Genomic DNA, 16396 nt, shown 5'->3' on the forward strand with positions numbered 1-16396 from the left:
GGGCTTTCGTCACTTGGCTACGCAGGCGTATGGATGCAACCGGCCAGTGTCCGCAAGGGGCTTGCCGGGCCCGCTGATGGCCCTGCGGCAGGCCTTGGCGGCTGCGCGGGCTGTCGCTTGCGGGCCGCTGCGCCCATGTGCAGGACGCAGTGTTACCGCTGCCGATGACGGTTGTAGGGCAACCCCGGCACCGCTGTAGGGGCGGTTTGGGCAACGGTACTGAACCGGCGACAACATGTCGCACCTGCCTCTGGATCGGTACCGGCAGCGGGTCCAGCGTGGGCCGCGAGTGAGGGGCCTGGCGGCCCTGCTCCCTTCCACGGTTCGCCGGGGCGCCCTGCAAGGGGCGCCCCTTTTGCTGTGCACGCGGCCGCCCGTGGCCCAAAACGGACCTGCTTGTGGCCGGATCGATGATTGCCGGCTTCGATATATCGATATATCGTTTGCACACTCGTTTACCGATATATCGAAATGAGCCGCGTCTCCTCTCCCAGAACCCGTTCCACCGATCCGGATGTGCCCCGCCGCAACGGCCAGCCGCGCGTGCTGAGCCGCGGCGACCTGCGCCTGCTGGTGCTGGCCCTGATCGGCGAGCAGCCGCGCCATGGCTACGAGCTGATGCAGCTGATCAGCAACCAGTTCATGCAGGCCTATACGCCCAGCGCCGGCACCATGTACCCGCTGCTGGCCAGCTTCGAGCAGGCCGGCTGGATCGAGGCCGAGGAAGTGGACGGCAAGCGGATCTTCCGCATCACCGCTGCCGGCGAGTTCGAGCTGAAGGTGCAGCGCACCCAGGTGCGGCTGGCGCAGCGACGTGCCTTCGACCGTGCCCGCGAGATCACCAAGGCTTCGCTGCCGCCGCCGCTGGCCACCGCCCTGCGCGAGTTCAAGCGGGCGCTGGTGCATCACCACGGCCGCTGGGCCGAGGGTGAGGCGGACGAAGTGGCGGCGCTGCTGACGCGGGCATCGGCCCTGCTCAACGGTACGGCCGGTAGCGAGAGCCCACCCATTTCAACGACCCAGCCAGACTGAATCCAGCCAGGTCTCCCCTACGCCGCGCGCCCCCGCGCGACACCTTTACAGGTATCCCCATGACCGAACACAACAACACGCGCCTGCGCCTGGATGTGCGCTTCCGTGAACTGACCGTGCTGCGCACCGAAGAGGTCACCCCGCACATGCGCCGCATCGTGCTGGGTGGCGACGACCTGGCCGGCTTCGATTCGCCCGGCGCCGACGACCACATCAAGCTGTTCTTCCCCAACGCTGCGGGCGAGATGGTGTTGCCGGTGCTGACCGCCGAAGGCCGCAGCTATCCAGCCGGCAAGGAGCCTTCGCCGTCGCGCGACTACACCCCGCGCTGGTGGGACCACGAAACCGGCGAGCTGGCCATCGACTTCGTACTGCACGACCAGGGCGTGGCCGGGCCGTGGGCCGAGCGCGCGCAGCCCGGCGACACGCTGGTGATCGGCGGCCCGCGCGGCTCGTTCGTGGTGGCCGACAGCTACGACGCCTACGTGCTGATCGGCGATGAAACCGCGCTGCCGGCCATCGCCCGCTGGCTGGACGTGCTGCCGGACGGTGCCGAGGTGCAGGCCTTCATTGAAGTGCGCGACGAAGCCGAGCGCCAGGACCTGCCGCAGTACGAGAACGTGCGCATCCACTGGCTGGAGCGCAACGGCTTCCCAGCGGCCAGCAGCACGCTGCTGGAAGACATGCTGACCGACTTCGAGGCCCCGGACGGTGATGTCTTCTACTGGATCGCCACCGAATCGCGTCGGGCACGGATGATGCGCAAGTTCATCGAAGGCCACCTGGGCGTACCGCGCGACTGGATTCGTTCCACCGGCTACTGGAAGGCCCACCCGGACGAAGCCGACGGCGATTGACCGGGCAGCCGGCGGGTTGCGCGCCGTTGCCCGCACGCCCATGACTAGGTAGAGCCGAGCCCACGCTCGGCTGCTCTCCGCTCCGCCATCGGAAAACCCTCGCGCGCGATGAGCCGAGCATGGGCTCGGCTCTACGGGTATGCCGCCGCCCGGTTCAACGCATCAGCCGCCAAGCAATGCGACAATCGCGCTCCTTTCCTGCAGCAACGAGGCCCACATGGCCAAACTGACCCTGGCCAGCGTGGATGCGCTGCGTACCCGCTTTGCCGATGACGCCGCCTGCGATGCGGCGCTAGCCGCCTTCGCCGACGCCGCTGCCCTGCGCGCGCCGCTGCGCGAGCTGGTGGCGGCACAGCACCGCTACCTGCAGGCCGAATTCGAAGTGGCCCAGGTGGCCGACGTGCTGCGCCGCGACCAGAAGTACGCGCCGGTGGGCCGGCCGTCGGTGCACATCGTGCAGCTGCGCAAGCAACAGGCCGCGACCAAGCAGGCGGCGCTGATCGCACGCCAGGTGGTGGCGCAGGCCGCGCAGACGTTCGCACGGGCCAGCGGGCTGGCGGTGAAGGCCAAGCAGAGCCCGAGCGAAGCGTGCGTGGCATGGTTGGGTACGTTGCGCTGAGGGATCGTGCGGACCAACGGTCCGCACCCACCAGATGCCGGTTGGCACCTGCCGGGTAGTGCCGGCCGCTGGCCGGCACCCCCCTCATCATCGGGCACCTCGCAAGCAGCCGGCCAGCGGCCGGCTCTACCAGAACCCAAAAAGAAGGCCCGCTTTTCAGCGGGCCCTCTGCCTTCTCACGACGAGTGAGCGGGGTGCATCAAGCCGCCGGCTTTTCGCCGGTGGCTTCGGTGGTGATGCGGATCTTCACTTCATCGCTGACGTTCGGAGCGTAGGCGCCGACGCCGAAATCGCTGCGCTTCAGGGTGGTGGTGGCGTCGAAGCCGGCGGCCGGAACCTTGGCCATCGGGTGCTCGCCGCCGCCGTTGACGGTGACGTCCAGGGTGACCGGCTTGGTGATGCCCTTGATGGTCAGGTCACCGGTAACGGTCAGCTTGTTGGTGCCGGCCGCTTCCACCTTGGTGCTCTTGAAGGTGGCATCGGCGAACTTGGCGGCGTCGAAGAAGTCGGCGCTCTTCAGGTGCTCGTCGAACTTGGCGGTGAAGCTGTTCAGGCCGCTCAGCGGCAGCTTCACTTCCACGGTGGACTTGGTCACGTCTTCAGCGTTGTACACCAGGGTGCCTTCGACGTTGCCGAAGTGCGCGCTCGGGTTGGAGAAGCCGAAGTGGCTCCACTGCGCCAGCACGTCGGTGTGGCTCGGGTCCAGCTTGTAGGTGCCCGAGGCGATCTTGATCGCTTCGGCGGCCGGCGCGGCAGCAGCGGCATCAGCGGCCGGGGTGGCGGCCTGCTCGGTGGTGGCCGGGGCGGCGGCATCGGCCGCCGGGGCAGCGGTGTCGGCCGGCTTGGAGCAGGCGGCGATGGCCAGGGTCAGGGCCAGCGGCAGCAGCAGTTTACGGGTGGCGCTCATCTGAGGAACTCTCCGGATCGTAGGGTGGGTACACGGTGCAGCAATGGCCCGCCGCGGAACAGCGGGCCCGAAACCGATACAGCGACTTACGCGATGCGCGCCGCTTCGTCGAACGACAGGCGCGGCAGGCGCGGGAACAGGCCCGCCGGGTCACCGTAACCCAGGTTGACCAGGAAATTCGACCTGATGGAGGTGCCGGCGAAGAAGGCTTCGTCAACCTTGGCCGGGTCGAAGCCGGACATCGGGCCGGCATCCAGGCCCAGCGCGCGCGCAGCCAGGATCAGGTAGGCGCCCTGCAGGCTGCCGTTGCGGATGGCGGCTTCGTGGCGGCCTTCCTGCGGGCCATCGAACCAGGCCTTGGCATCGGTGTGCGGGAACAGGTACGGCAGCTTCTCGTGGAAGTCCAGGTCGAAACCGATGATGACGGTGACCGGCGCAGCCATGGTCTTGGCCAGGTTGCCTTCGGACAGCGCCGGGGCCAGCTTGTCCTTGGCTTCCTTCGAGGTGACGAAGACGAAGCGCGCCGGCGTGGTGTTGGCCGCGGTGGGGCCCCACTTCACCAGGTCGTACAGTTCCTTCAGCAGGCTCTCGGGGACCGGCTTGTCGAGGAAGGCGTTCTGGGTGCGAGCCGTGCGGAACAGCTGGTCGAGGGCGGCGGCGTCGAGCGCGTGGGACATCGGTGGATCTCCAGGGCGGCGAAGGGAAGTCAGTGCCCGCGGGCGGCGCGGGGCGAAACGACGAGCCGCAGTGTAGAGTGTCGCGACTGTTGCAACACCCAGCAGGGCTGAAACGAATTAATGCCAATGGTGAAACGATCGAGCGCGCCATGGACGGTCACTGATGGCCGCGCGGGCAATGTCCGCCAGGCGGTCGCGCTGGCCTCGGCACTGCGCCAGGGCACCCACCGACCGCTGCTCCTGCAACCGCGCGCGCCCTGGCGCTGGCTGTCGCCGCAGCGCCTGCCCGGCGATGTCAACGGCTACGGCGAGGCCTTTGCGTCACTGGCCAACGAGGCGCCGGCGCTGGCCATCGGCTGCGGGCGCCAGGCGGCCGGTGCCCTGCGCGTGCTGCGTGCACGCGGCAGCCAGGTGGTGCAAATCCTCGACCCGCGCATCGGCGCCCGCCATTGGGACGTGGTGGTGGTGCCCGAACACGATGCCCTGCGCGGCAGCAACGTGCTGACCCTGCTCGGCAGCCTCAACCCGGTGGACGATGACTGGCTGGCCTGGGGCCGCGCCGCGTTCGCCGGCTTCAGTACCCTGCCCGGCCCGCGCACCGCACTGCTGGTCGGCGGGCCGACGCCGCTGGCGCCGTGGGATGAGACGGCAATGGTCGGTGTGTTCCAGGCGCTGGCCGAGCAGATCCGCAGCGAAGGCGGCAGCCTGCTGGCAACGACCTCGCGTCGTACGCCGCCGGCCCTGGCCGAGGTCCTGCGTGCGAAATTCGCCGACCTGCCGCACGTGATCTGGGGCGATGGCGGCGACGGCACCAATCCCTATGGCGGCCTGCTCGGCTGGGCCAACCGCGTGGTGGTCTCACCCGATTCGGTGAACCTGCTCTCTGAGGCCTGCGCCACGCGCATGCCGGTGATGGTGGCGCTGGCCGAGACCGCGCAGGGCCGGCTGGCCCGCTTCCAGCAGCAGCTGCGCGAGCGCGGGCGCCTGCAGCCGCACTGGCTGGACTGGCAGTACGACCGCATCGAGCCACTGCGCGAGACTGCGCGGGTAGCGGCGGAAGTGAAGCAGCGCCTGGCATTGGGGTAGTGCCGGCCGCTGGCCGGCAATGCTGCACGCATTACCGAACACCCTGCCGATGCCGGCCAGCGGCCGGCACTACCCGACTACGCGGCGCAAGGGCGTGGATCGCCCGCTGCGCTGAGCAGCGTATGATCGGCGCGCGGGCCTGCCCGCCGTTGAAGGTACCGACATGGATCGTTTTTCCCGCCTGCGCCGCGCCGCGCTGCTGATCGCCAGCCTGCTGGCGACCGCACCGGCCTGGGCCGACAGCACCGCCTGCCGCGAGCGCTACCCGAGCGTGGCGTCGCAGGCGGCGATGCTGGACGTGGCCTGGACCACCGCCGAACGCCTGGACGCGCTGCCCGATGTGGACGTGGTGATGGCCGCGCGCGGTGGCCAGGACCTGAGCCGCTACGGCCTGCGCCACAGCCACCTGGCCTTCCTGCTGCGCGAGGACGACGGCCGCTGGCGTGCGATGCACCTGCTCAACCGCTGCAAGACCGACCGCTCGCAGCTGTACCACGAGGGCCTGGGCAACTTTGTCGGCGAAAGCGGCGGGCATACCGACCTGCGCATCGGCGTGCCTTCGGCACCGCTGCGTGCTGCATTGAAAGCGATGCTGGTATCGCCGTCGATCCAGCCCAAGGCGCTGCACGAAGCGAAGTACAACGTGGTCGCCTACCCGTTCGCCACCGACTACCAGAACTCCAACCAGTGGGTGCTGGAAGTGCTGGCGGCGGCGATGGCGCAGGCCGAAGGCACGCCGGCCATCGTCAAGCGCGAACAGGCGCAGCAGTGGCTGCGCCAGCACAAATACCAGCCCAGCGTGCTGCACATCGGCCTCGGCAAGCGCGTGGGTGCGCGCCTGTTCGTGGCCAACGCCACCACCACCGACCATCCGGCCGGCGAGCGCATCTCCGGCAACTATTCGGTGGTGACGGTGGAATCGGTGTTCGACTTCCTGCACCAGCGCAGCCAGCTGCAGCAGGAACTGGTCATCCCCCATGTGCCGGTGGCCGGTGCCACCGCCGCCGCCCCCTGATTTCCCCGAGGAGAACGACATGCGTCCGCTGCTTACCTCTGTGTTGTCGATGGTGATCGTCACCGGCCTGGCCTGGTCCACGGCCGCCCACGCCGAACGCCGCATCGTGATCATCCACGACCCGGGTCCGCAGGGACCGAGCCTGGAGATGTCTACGCAGATGGTGGCCTCGGCCCGCGCCGCAGCAGCGAAGGAAGCCCAGGACGCGGCCGACGCCGGCCGGCCGCTGGCCCGCCCGCAGCAGATCAAGCTGCCGCAGATGGAGGTGAGTGCCATCGCCACCACCGTCGATGGCCGCCGCGAAGTGCTGCTGCGTGATGCCAACGATCCGCAGAACACCGCATCGATGCAGTATCCGCGCGGCGTCGGCGACCCAGCCGTGCAGTTCACCGTGGGCCAGACCGTGAACTTCGAGCCAACCGGCAACGACCAGGGCTGGCAGCTGAAGGACAACCAGGGCCGCCCGCTGGAATACCTGCCCGAGGCCACCGGCCCGCGCGACATCTTTGACACCCGGCGCTGAGCCGCCGTCCCACGCTGACCAGGAGGTCTCCATGCTCCGTTGCCTGCGCGTTCCCACCACTGCATTGCTGCTCTCGGCGCTGCTGGTGCCCACCGTCCATGCCGGCGCCGCGCCGCAGTTGAACAGCAGCGAGGCCAGCGTGATCGTGACCTCGTTCGTGGTGCTGTCGCTGCCGCTGGCGGCGTCGATGGGCCTGTCCGAACTGTCCAAGGCGCCGTTCAAGGCCAGCGAACGCAACGCCAGGGCTGCCCGCACCAAGGCGGTGCCGCTGCCGCCGATGGAAGTGAAGAAGGTGGAGACCACGCCGTCGGGCGAGCGCCAGGTGCAGCTGCAGGTACCCGACAAGGCCGACCACACCGCCACCCTGCGCTGGCCGGTGCAGCCGCAGGGCGAGAACCCGACGGCGGCCTTCGTGGTCGGGCAACGGGTGCATTTCGACCCCACCGAGGCCGGTGCCGGCTGGAACGTGAAGAGCGCGCAGGGCCAGACCCTGGCCTATGTGCCGACGGCCTATGCCGCCGGTGACGTGATGAGTGAAGCGCTGTAAAGCTGAACGACCGGTTTTGGCTTTGCCGCAGGCCGGGCGGATAATGGGCGATCCCCTTTGTCCCCCTGGCTCGCCATGTCCGTGCGTCCTGCCCCTCTGTTTGCCCCGCTGACCCCGCGCGCCCTGGTGCTGGCGGTGCTGGCGATGGGCGCGGTGGTGCTGCTGTCCAACGTACTGGTGCAGTACCCGATCAACGACTGGCTGACCTGGGGCGCCTTCAGCTATCCGGTCGCGTTCCTGGTCAGCAACCTGATCAACCGTCGCTTCGGTCCGGCCCCGGCGCGCCGCGTGGCGTGGATCGGTTTCGCGGTGGCGGTGCTGCTGTCGATCTGGGTGGCCACCCCGCGCATCGCCATTGCCTCGTGCTCGGCGTTCATCGTGGCCCAGCTGCTGGACATCACCGTGTTCGACCGCCTGCGCCGTGGCAGCTGGTGGCGCGCACCAATGGTGGCCACCACCTGCAGCGCGACGGTGGATACCACGATTTTCTGGTCGATCGCGTTTGCCGGTTCCACCTTGCCGTGGGTGAGCTGGGCCGCTGGCGACCTGGCAGTGAAGCTGGCGATCGGCGTCTGCCTGCTGGCCCCATTCCGCGCGCTGCTGTGGAAGATGGCGCCGCTGCGCGCCACCAGCTGAACGCACATGCTCTGGTAGGTGCCAACCTTGGATGGCACATGAGCACGGTAGGTGCCGACCGTTGGTCGGCACGCTCCATCAGAGTTCATCACCGCTGACAGATTGTGCCGACCAACGGTCGGCACCTACCAACAGCGGATCATCCCCGGGCAATTGCTCTAATGGGTGCACCCACTCACCCGAACGGCAACGCCGCCGCTCTGCACGCCGCCGTAATCGCCGCACACGCGTCTTCAATCGCCGGCGTGGTCGGTGCCAGTCGCGGGCGCCGGTCCAGCGTGCAGGCCAGGCCTACGTCGAGCAGCGTGGCATGCGCGGTGTGCAGCGCCTGCGCCGTGGCATCGGGAACGAAACCGATAACTGCCAGCGCATCAATCAACGACGGTGTATCGCGCGGCTGCAGCAGCGCCGGATGCTGCGCGCTGCGTGCCAGCACGCCGGTCTGCAGCAGGAACTCCAGGTCCACCACGCCACCGGCACCCTGCTTCAGGTCCAGCCGCACGGCGTCGCTGCGGTCCAGTTCGGTGCGCATGCGGCCACGCATCTTCAACACATCGGCATACAGCACACCGGCATCGCGTTCGCGGCCCAGTGTCTGCGCACGCACCTGCTCGAAGTCGGCCAGCAGGCTGGCATCACCGGCCACGCCGCGTGCACGTACCAGGGCCTGGTGTTCCCAGGTCCATGCGCGTTCGCGCTGGTACTCGGTGTAGCTGGCCAACGAAGACACCAGCGATCCTTTGCCACCGTCCGGGCGCAGGCGCACGTCGATGTCGTACAGGCGCCCGGCGGCGGTGACCGCACCAAGCAGCGCCATCACCTTCTGCGCCAGCCGCGCATACCAGCGCCCCGGTTCCAGCGGACGTGCGCCGTCGCTGGCCTCCACGCCGGCCGGGTTGTCGTGCAGGAATACCAGGTCCAGGTCGGAACCGAAGCCCAGCTCGAGCCCACCGAGGCTGCCGTAGCCGATGATCGCGAAACGTCCACCGGGAATCGCGCCGTGCGCGGCGCGCATGTCCGCCTCGGCCATCGCCAGCACGGTGGTGACCACCGCCTGCGCCAGCTCGGCCAGTTGCCGCGTGCTGTCCACCGCCCCCTGGCGACCATCCAGCGTGGCCATCGCCATGCGGAAACTGAGCGCCAGCCGCGTCTCGTTGAGCCAGCGCAGTGCCGATTCGGGATCTTCCACCGCCAGCACCTGCCGGCATTCGGCCAGCATGCCGGCGGCATCGGGCATCGGACCGGACACGCGCACGTCCAGCAGTTCGTCCAGCAGCAGCGGGTACGCGGCCAGACGCTCGGCCAGCAGCGCGCTGCGCGCCAGCACGTCGACCAGACGCGCCAGCGCGCTCGGTTGTTCGTCCAGCAGCGCGAGATAGCTGGTCCGGCGCAGCACCGCCTGCAGCAGGCCAAGCACGCGCTTGAGCGCGGCATCGGGCTGCGGCGAACGCGTGGCCGCATGCAGCAACGCAGGCAGTACGCGATCCAGCCGCGCACGCGCGGCATCGGACAATGACTTCACGCCGGTGCCCTGCGCGAAATCACGCAATGACTGGTCGGCGCCGTTGGCATCGAGGAAACCGGCTTCGGCCAGCAACGCCGCGTTGCTGCCCTCGGGCAGGCTGCGCCAGTAGTTGGCCAGCGCGTCGGGCGCGGCCTGGCCCTTGCGCGGGGCCAGCAGCGCGGCGAATTCGGTACTGACCCGCTGCTGCTGTTCGGCCAGCGCCGCGCGCAGCACCTCCCAGTCCGGGTAGCCGAGGCCGACGGCGATGCGCTCGCGGTCCAGCGCGTCGCTGGGCAGCACGTGGGTCTGTGCGTCGCGCAACATCTGCAGGCGGTTCTCCAGGCGGCGCAGGAACAGGTAGGCCTCGCGCAGCGCAGCGCCATCGTCGGGCGCGATCTGCCCCGCGGCCACCAGCGCGTCCAGCGCCACCAGCAGGCGGCGCTCGCGCAGCGCCGGCTCGCGGCCACCGCGGATCAGCTGCAGCGCCTGGCACAGGAACTCGATTTCGCGGATGCCACCGGCACCGCGCTTGATGTCTTCGTGCAGCTCGCGGCGCGCGACTTCGGCGGTGATCGCCGCCTTCATCTCGCGCAGGCCATCGAGCGCGGTGAAGTCCAGGTAGCGGCGGTACACGAACGGGCGCAGGGTCTGCAGCCACGCCTCACCCGCCTGGACATCGCCGGCGACCGCGCGCGCCTTCAGCCATGCATAGCGCTCCCAGTCGCGGCCTTCGCGCTGGAAGTACTGGTCCATCGCCGCGAACGACAGTGCGACGCGGCCGGCGCTGCCGAACGGGCGCAGGCGCAGGTCGACGCGGTGGCTGAAGCCATCAACGGTGGTTTCGTCCAGCAGCTTGGCCAGGCGCTGGCCGAGGCGGGCGAAATACTCTTCGGCGGCCAGCGCGCGCGGGCCGTCGGATTCGCCGCCGTGCGGATAGGCGTAGACCAGATCAATGTCGGAACTGAAGTTGAGCTCGCCGCCGCCGAGCTTGCCGAGGCCGAACACCACCAGCTGCTGCGGCGTGCCTGCGTTATCTCGGACCACGCCGTGGCGCTGGGCGAATTCCTGCTGCAGGGCGTCCAGCGCCAGCCGCAGGCAGTCCTCGGCCAGGGTGGTGGCGCCGGCCAGGGTCTGTGCCACGTCGTCCAGACCGGTGAGATCGCGCCAGATCAGCCGCGTCGACATGGCAGTACGCCAGCGCCGGATCTGCGCCGGCCAGTCGCTGGGCTGCAGCGGATCGAGCACCGGTGGCGGGATCGGCGGGCAGCCGGGGGTAGCCAGCTGCGCCAGCAGGGCCGGTTGCCGCACCAGCGTGTCCAGTGCGAAATCGCTGGCCACCGCCAGTCGGGACAGCAGCGGCTGCAGGTCACTCGGGATGGGCTCGGGCAGGACCTGGGCCAGACGCGCCAGCGCGCGGTCGACAAGGGGCTGCAGGGGGGCGGGCAGGTCAGCGGGGGCGAGGGTCATGGGCGGATTGTATCGACCCGGTGGGGACGCGACGGACCCGGTAGTGCCGGCCGCCGGCCGGCAAATCCGATGATCTAGTAGTGCCGGCCGCTGGCCGGCAGATCCGATGACCCGGTAGTGCCGGCCGCTGGCCGGCAGATCTGCTGATCCCGCCGACGGTTGCTGGGGTTGCCGGCCAACGGCCGGCACCACCGATACTGGGAGCCGCGTATTCATACTGGGCGACAGGCAATAAAAAAGCCCGCTTGCAGCGAACTGCCAGCGGGCTCTGCTCCCTCCCCCACGTCGGGATGCAGGGCCATCGTGCGGGCTGCGAAAGCACTTTGCACGCTGCACTGCAAAACAAAACCGGTGGGTATGGGTGAGCCCCGGGGAAAAGCCATTCCACGAAGGTAGAACCCCGCGTACGGATGAGGATGGCCGATAATCGGGATTCCCCCCAGAAACACTGTCGTCATGTCTGTTGATCGCATCGCCAACGCGCGTCTCCGTGACCGCGTGGTCTCCGCCGAGGCCGCAGCCGCGCTGATCCAGCCCGGTGAAACCGTGGCCATGAGCGGCTTTACCGGCTCCGGGTATCCCAAGGCCGTTCCCGTCGAACTGGCCCGCCGCATCGAAACGGTGCATGCCCAGGGCAATCCCTTCCAGATCAAGCTGATGACCGGCGCCTCGACCGCGCCGGAACTCGATGGCGCGCTGGCCAAGGCCGATGGCATCGCCATGCGCATGCCGTTCCAGAGCGATCCGGATGCGCGCAACCGCATCAACGAGGGCAAGCTGGATTACATCGACATCCACCTCAGCCACGTCGCCCAGCACGTGTGGTTCGGCTTCTATGGCGAAATCGATACCGCCGTCATCGAGGTCTCGGCCATCCGCGAAGATGGTTCGCTGGTGCCCTCCACCTCGGTCGGCAACAACAAGACCTGGCTGGACCTGGCCAAGAAGGTGATCGTCGAGGTCAACGAGTGGCAGCCGGCCGGCGTCGACGGCATGCATGACATCTACTACGGCACCGCGCTGCCGCCGCACCGCAAGCCGATTCCGCTGGTGAACGCCAACGACCGCATCGGCGATACCGCGCTGCGCTGCGACCCGGACAAGATCGTGGCCGTGGTGCGTACCAACGGCCCGGACCGCAACAGCCCGTTCAGCCCGATCGATGCGACCAGCGAACAGATCGCTTCGCACCTGATCGAGTTCCTCAAGCACGAGGTGAAGAAGGGCCGCCTGCCGCCGAACCTGCTGCCGCTGCAGTCGGGCGTGGGCAACATCCCCAACGCCGTGCTGGCCGGCCTGGCCAAGAGCGGTTTCCGCGACCTGGCCGCGTTCACCGAAGTGATCCAGGACGGCATGCTCGACCTGCTGCGCGACGGCGTGCTGAGCTATGCCTCGTGCACCGGCTTCGCGCTGAGCCCGCAGGCCAACGAGACATTCAAGGAGAACATCGATTTCTACCGCGAGCGCATCATCATGCGCACGCAGGAAATCTCCAACCATCCGGAACTGGTGCGCCGTCTGGGCTGCATCGGCATGAACGGCATGATCGAGGTGGACATCTACGGCAACGTCAATTCGACGCACGTGATGGGCACGCGGATCATGAACGGCATTGGCGGTTCGGGTGACTTCGCCCGCAACGGTTTCCTGTCGGCCTTCCTGAGCCCGTCCACTGCCAAGAACGGCACCATCTCGGCGATCGTGCCGATGGCCAGCCATGTCGACCACACCGAGCACGATGTGTCGGTGATCGTCACCGAACAGGGCCTGGCCGATCTGCGCGGCCTGACCCCGCGCAAGCGCGCGCAGGTGCTTATCGACAACTGCGCGCACCCGGACTTCCGCCCGCAGCTGCAGGATTACTTCGACCGTGCCAGCCGCGAGAGCTACGGCAAGCACACCCCGCACCTGCTGCCGGAAGCGTTGTCGTGGCACCAGCGCTGGCTGGATACCGGCACGATGAAGGGCTGAGACCCGCTACGGACGTCGGGTAGAGCCGGCCGCTGGCCGGCTTCCCCCTACAGCCGGCCAGCGGCCGGCTCTACCTTCACGCGGCGCGCCCGGCCAGCGGCCGGCTCTACCTTCACGCGGTGCGCAGGCTCGCCAGCGATTCGGCCTGCAGCCGCTCGTAGATCTCGAACTCGTCATTCACCGCCACGCCCAGCGCCTGCTCGAAGGCCTCGCGGTTGGCATGTGCGGCATACGCGCGCTGTTCTTCGCCGCCCAGGTTCGACTGGAAGATGCCCGCGGCACTGACCGGCAGGAAATCCTCGTAGACGATCGGATCGGCCGTGGCCAGGCCGGCGGCCACCAGCACTTCGGCCGGCAGATCGGCCACGCGCTCCGGCGCGGCGCGGCCAGCGTCGGTCAGCTGGTAGCGGTAATACCCCAGGCCTTCCTGGCGCAGCGTGTCATGGTCATCCGGGAAGCTGGCGAACACCGCCTGCAGGCGCTGGCCGTAGTCGCCACCGGTACTGCCTTCGCCACCGGCATCACGTGCCTGCGACAGCAGCTGGTCGTACAGCGCGCGGCCCTTCGGGGTCAGCGCCAGGCCGCGCTGTTCGATCTCGCCGAAGCGCGCGGTGTGGGTGCCGGCATCACCACCTTCGGCATCCGGGAAATGCACGGCCTCTTCCAGCGCCTTGAAGCTGGTCTGGCGCAGCAGGATCGGGCAGGCGCGGCGCGGCGGGCCTTCGATCACCGCCTTGGCCGCCATGCCGTGCTCGATCATTGCCGCCTGCGCGGCATCGATGTCCAGCGTGCGCGGGGTCAGGTGGTTGATGTGCGGGCCGCGGAAACTGACCACGTCGGCCACCAGCCGGTGCGCGTTGTGCAGCGCGTGGTAGGTCGGCAGGTCGACCGTGGCGTCGCCGTGCCAGCGGAAGGTCTCCAGGGCTTCATCGACGAAGCGCTCGGCATCGGCCTGCGACAGCCCACCGTCCCGCTCGGCCTGGTCGATCAGCGCCAGCGCGCCGTCGGTGAAGATGCGGCGGCGTGCCAGGATCTTCGCCGACTCGGCACGCAGGGCTTCGTCTTCGATCAGCTCCAGGCGCAGCAGCGAGGTGAACACGCGGAACGGATTCTGCGCCAGCGCCGCGCCGGTCAGCGGGCGGAACGCGGTGGAGTGCACCGGCACGCCGGCCACCGACAGGTCGTAGTAGCCGACGGGGTACATGCCCATCACCGCGAACAGGCGGCGCAGCGTGGCCAGCTCCTGCACGGTACCGACGCGGATCGCGCCATGACGCTCTTCATCCAGGCGCGCACGCTCGTCGTTGCGCTGCAGCTGCGCGGCCAGCGCCGGGTCCTGGGCAAGCACCTGCGCGTTGATCCGCTCCACCAGTTCCACCAGCGTGCCGTACAGCGGCACTTCGGTACGGTACATGCGGGACATGGCCTGCGCGAACAGGCGGCGGATCACATCAGGCGAAACGAAAGAGGCGCTCATCAGTCACTCGATTACGGGAACGGGGAACAGCTCGGACCCGTATTGTCGCCGGAGCGCGCGGCGGCGGCGATATGCACAGCAACATAAGGAAATCGGTAGTGCCGGCCGCTGGCCGGCAACCCCGGATGCCTGGAAAGGATGCAATAGCCGGCCAGCGGCCGCCGCTACCGCTTCAACTGGCGCTTCAGCGTGGCATCCAGCGTGATCGGCCGGTCCCAGTGCTGGTAGCTGGCCACGATGGCATGGCGCACAGCCCGGTAGTGCAGATTGTCCGGCTTGGTGGGCATGCGCTTGACCACCGCCTCCCAGCCGCCCTCCGGGTCCTGGCTGAAGGCACGCACGCTGTCGCGGCAGGTCTGGCCACTGGCCTTGGCCCAGAAGCAGGCGAAATAGATGTCTCCGGCCTGCCAGCCGTGGGTGGTGAACAGCGCGCTGATGTAGCCGCGCGGTACGTCGGCATAGCGCGACACTTCGTCGAGGAAGGCGTCGGGGTAGCGTTCGGCGTAATGGTTGATGTCCTGCAGCTGGGCATCGACCCAGCTGTCACCGGTTTCCACCTCGTAGGCCGCCGAACGCTCGGCGGTCTGCTGGGCCAGCACGGTGGCCGGCACCAGCAGCAGGGACAACAACAGCGCGCGCAGTCGGTGGTTCATGCCCCGATTCTGCCGCAGCCGACGGGCCCTGTCAGGCCGCAGCGGCCTTGGCCTCGATCGCCGCCAGTGCGGCCGGCCAGTCGTGGGCGGTATCGGCAGTGACCATCCGCGGTTCGTCGTCGGCCACGCCATGCTGGGTCTCGTGGGCCCAGGTCACTGCGTACGGGGTATGCACGCCCCAGCCACCCAGGGTCACCACCGGCTCGATGTCCGAGCGCAGCGAGTTGCCGACCATCACGAAGCGCTGCATCGGCAGGTCGAATTCGGCCAGCACGCGGGCGTAGGTCTCCGGGTCCTTCTCGGAAACGATCTCGATGCGCGGGAAGAGCTCGGCCAGGTTGGCGACCTTGATCTTCGCTTCCTGGTGGAACAGGTCGCCCTTGGTGATCAGCACCACCGGGTAGTGCTCGGCGATGGCCGCCACGGCTTCGCGCACACCGTCGATCAGCTCGACCGGGTGGCGCAGGGTGTCGTGGCCGATCTCCAGGATGCGCTGGATGTCCTTGGCCTCGATGCGCTGGCCGGTGATGTCGATGGCCGCTTCGATCATCGACAGGGTCATGCTCTTGACGCCGTAGCCGAAGGTGCCCAGGTGGCGCTGCTGCACTTCCAGCAGGTGGCGCGCGGTCTGGGTGTCATGCACGTCGACGTAGCGCGACAGCAGGTCAAGGTAATCCTGCTCGGCCTTGCGGTAGTAGTCCTCGCTCTTCCACAGCGTATCGTCACCGTCAAAACCGACCAGGCCGATGGCGCGCGACGGCGCAGGCGTGGGGGTGTTCATCACACAAGGATACAGGGGCCGTGGTGACGAAAAAAACCCGGGCGGCCAAAGCCGCCCGGGTTCCCATACGCCCCGATGCAGGACTTATCTGCCCTGGGCACCCTGCGCTGCGCCACCGGCGCCGGCCTGCTGGGCGGCCACGTAGGCCTTGTACTCATCGGCGCTCAGCTCGCCGTCCTTGTTGGTATCGGCCTGGTCGAACACCTGGGCCAGGCCTGCGTTCACCTGCGCCTCGGTCTTGCTGATGGTGCCGTTGCCATCGGTATCGATGCTGGCCCAGGTCTGGCCACCGCCGTTGGCCTGGGCCGAGGCCGCTGCGGCCGCATTGGTTGCCTGGTCAGCCGCCTGGCCCGCCTGTGCCGCTGCCTGCTGCGCCTGGGCGGCCTCGTTCTGTGCCTGCGCGGCCTGCTGCTTGGCCGACTGGGCCATCGCCGGGACGGCCAGCACGCTGCCGGCGGCGACGATCAGGGCGATCAGGGGCTTGCGGTTGCGAATAGTCATCAGGGGTGTCTCCTACCGATTGGGTGGTGTTGCGCGGCGTGTTGATTCCGCACGGCACCTACCCTGCCACCGCGTTTCTGAATCGATTTTGCGCCGCGACCGGCGCCCACACGCGCGATTAACCACTGGCCTCCACGCATGCG

At 68.6% G+C, this 16396-nt stretch carries 16 protein-coding genes; 9 read left to right on the forward strand and 7 right to left on the reverse strand.

Annotated features, from left to right (window positions below):
* Positions 1-471 precede the first annotated feature (471 nt).
* The 3 genes from KXV01_RS16930 (at position 472) to KXV01_RS16940 (ending at position 2508) form a co-directional block, all read left to right on the forward strand.
* On the forward strand, positions 472-1032 hold the full coding sequence (locus tag KXV01_RS16930) for a PadR family transcriptional regulator (RefSeq protein WP_099496177.1): 561 nt from the start codon (positions 472-474) through the stop codon (positions 1030-1032).
* A 59-nt stretch (positions 1033-1091) separates the two neighbouring features.
* A complete protein-coding gene (locus tag KXV01_RS16935) occupies positions 1092-1889 on the forward strand; it encodes a siderophore-interacting protein (protein WP_099496176.1) in 798 nt (265 codons plus the stop codon).
* Positions 1890-2106: 217 nt separating this feature from the next.
* Positions 2107-2508: a hypothetical protein gene (locus KXV01_RS16940; protein ID WP_263467949.1), complete on the forward strand. Its 402-nt coding sequence runs from the start codon at positions 2107-2109 to the stop codon at positions 2506-2508.
* 199 nt (positions 2509-2707) lie between these two features.
* On the opposite strand, the gene KXV01_RS16945 is transcribed toward KXV01_RS16940, so the two are convergent.
* Together KXV01_RS16945 and KXV01_RS16950 are read right to left on the reverse strand one after the other, a co-directional pair.
* Positions 2708-3415 carry a YceI family protein gene (locus tag KXV01_RS16945; RefSeq protein ID WP_005415047.1) on the reverse strand — a complete coding sequence of 236 codons (708 nt, stop codon included), beginning with the start codon at positions 3413-3415 and terminating at the stop codon, positions 2708-2710.
* Between the two features lie 86 nt (positions 3416-3501).
* Complete coding sequence (locus tag KXV01_RS16950; RefSeq protein WP_099487351.1) at positions 3502-4092, reverse strand: malonic semialdehyde reductase; 591 nt, start codon at positions 4090-4092, stop codon at positions 3502-3504.
* Positions 4093-4218: 126 nt separating this feature from the next.
* Between KXV01_RS16950 and KXV01_RS16955 the strand changes: the two genes are divergently transcribed.
* From KXV01_RS16955 to KXV01_RS16975, 5 genes are all read left to right on the forward strand, one after another.
* Positions 4219-5178 carry a mitochondrial fission ELM1 family protein gene (locus KXV01_RS16955; protein WP_263467950.1) on the forward strand — a complete coding sequence of 320 codons (960 nt, stop codon included), beginning with the start codon at positions 4219-4221 and terminating at the stop codon, positions 5176-5178.
* Between the two features lie 163 nt (positions 5179-5341).
* Positions 5342-6193, forward strand: coding sequence for a DUF2145 domain-containing protein (locus tag KXV01_RS16960; RefSeq protein WP_262223457.1), 852 nt, complete (start codon positions 5342-5344; stop codon positions 6191-6193).
* A 19-nt stretch (positions 6194-6212) separates the two neighbouring features.
* A complete protein-coding gene (locus KXV01_RS16965; protein ID WP_049412302.1) occupies positions 6213-6716 on the forward strand; it encodes a hypothetical protein in 504 nt (167 codons plus the stop codon).
* Between the two features lie 31 nt (positions 6717-6747).
* Positions 6748-7263, forward strand: a complete 516-nt coding sequence (locus KXV01_RS16970) for a hypothetical protein (RefSeq protein WP_263467951.1) — start codon at positions 6748-6750, stop codon at positions 7261-7263.
* 75 nt (positions 7264-7338) lie between these two features.
* A complete protein-coding gene (locus KXV01_RS16975) occupies positions 7339-7899 on the forward strand; it encodes a queuosine precursor transporter (RefSeq protein WP_263467952.1) in 561 nt (186 codons plus the stop codon).
* A gap of 175 nt (positions 7900-8074) precedes the next feature.
* On the opposite strand, the gene glnE is transcribed toward KXV01_RS16975, so the two are convergent.
* On the reverse strand, positions 8075-10870 hold the full coding sequence (gene glnE, locus KXV01_RS16980) for a bifunctional [glutamate--ammonia ligase]-adenylyl-L-tyrosine phosphorylase/[glutamate--ammonia-ligase] adenylyltransferase (protein ID WP_263467953.1): 2796 nt from the start codon (positions 10868-10870) through the stop codon (positions 8075-8077).
* 456 nt (positions 10871-11326) lie between these two features.
* Between glnE and KXV01_RS16985 the strand changes: the two genes are divergently transcribed.
* Entirely contained in the window at positions 11327-12841 is a 1515-nt protein-coding gene (locus KXV01_RS16985) for an acetyl-CoA hydrolase/transferase family protein (protein WP_049438922.1), read from the forward strand.
* A gap of 112 nt (positions 12842-12953) precedes the next feature.
* On the opposite strand, the gene KXV01_RS16990 is transcribed toward KXV01_RS16985, so the two are convergent.
* The 4 genes from KXV01_RS16990 to KXV01_RS17005 all read right to left on the reverse strand — a co-directional run bounded on the left by KXV01_RS16990 (position 12954) and on the right by KXV01_RS17005 (position 16253).
* Entirely contained in the window at positions 12954-14318 is a 1365-nt protein-coding gene (locus KXV01_RS16990) for a VOC family protein (protein WP_263467954.1), read from the reverse strand.
* 164 nt (positions 14319-14482) lie between these two features.
* Complete coding sequence (locus KXV01_RS16995) at positions 14483-14971, reverse strand: hypothetical protein (protein ID WP_049413264.1); 489 nt, start codon at positions 14969-14971, stop codon at positions 14483-14485.
* A 31-nt stretch (positions 14972-15002) separates the two neighbouring features.
* Positions 15003-15752 carry an HAD family hydrolase gene (locus KXV01_RS17000; RefSeq protein WP_049413265.1) on the reverse strand — a complete coding sequence of 250 codons (750 nt, stop codon included), beginning with the start codon at positions 15750-15752 and terminating at the stop codon, positions 15003-15005.
* 84 nt (positions 15753-15836) lie between these two features.
* A complete protein-coding gene (locus KXV01_RS17005) occupies positions 15837-16253 on the reverse strand; it encodes an EF-hand domain-containing protein (protein WP_100477440.1) in 417 nt (138 codons plus the stop codon).
* Positions 16254-16396: the final 143 nt, after the last annotated feature.

Origin of the sequence: Stenotrophomonas sp. Ps181 (assembly GCF_025697425.1) — a bacterium.
GTDB lineage: Bacteria > Pseudomonadota > Gammaproteobacteria > Xanthomonadales > Xanthomonadaceae > Stenotrophomonas > Stenotrophomonas sepilia.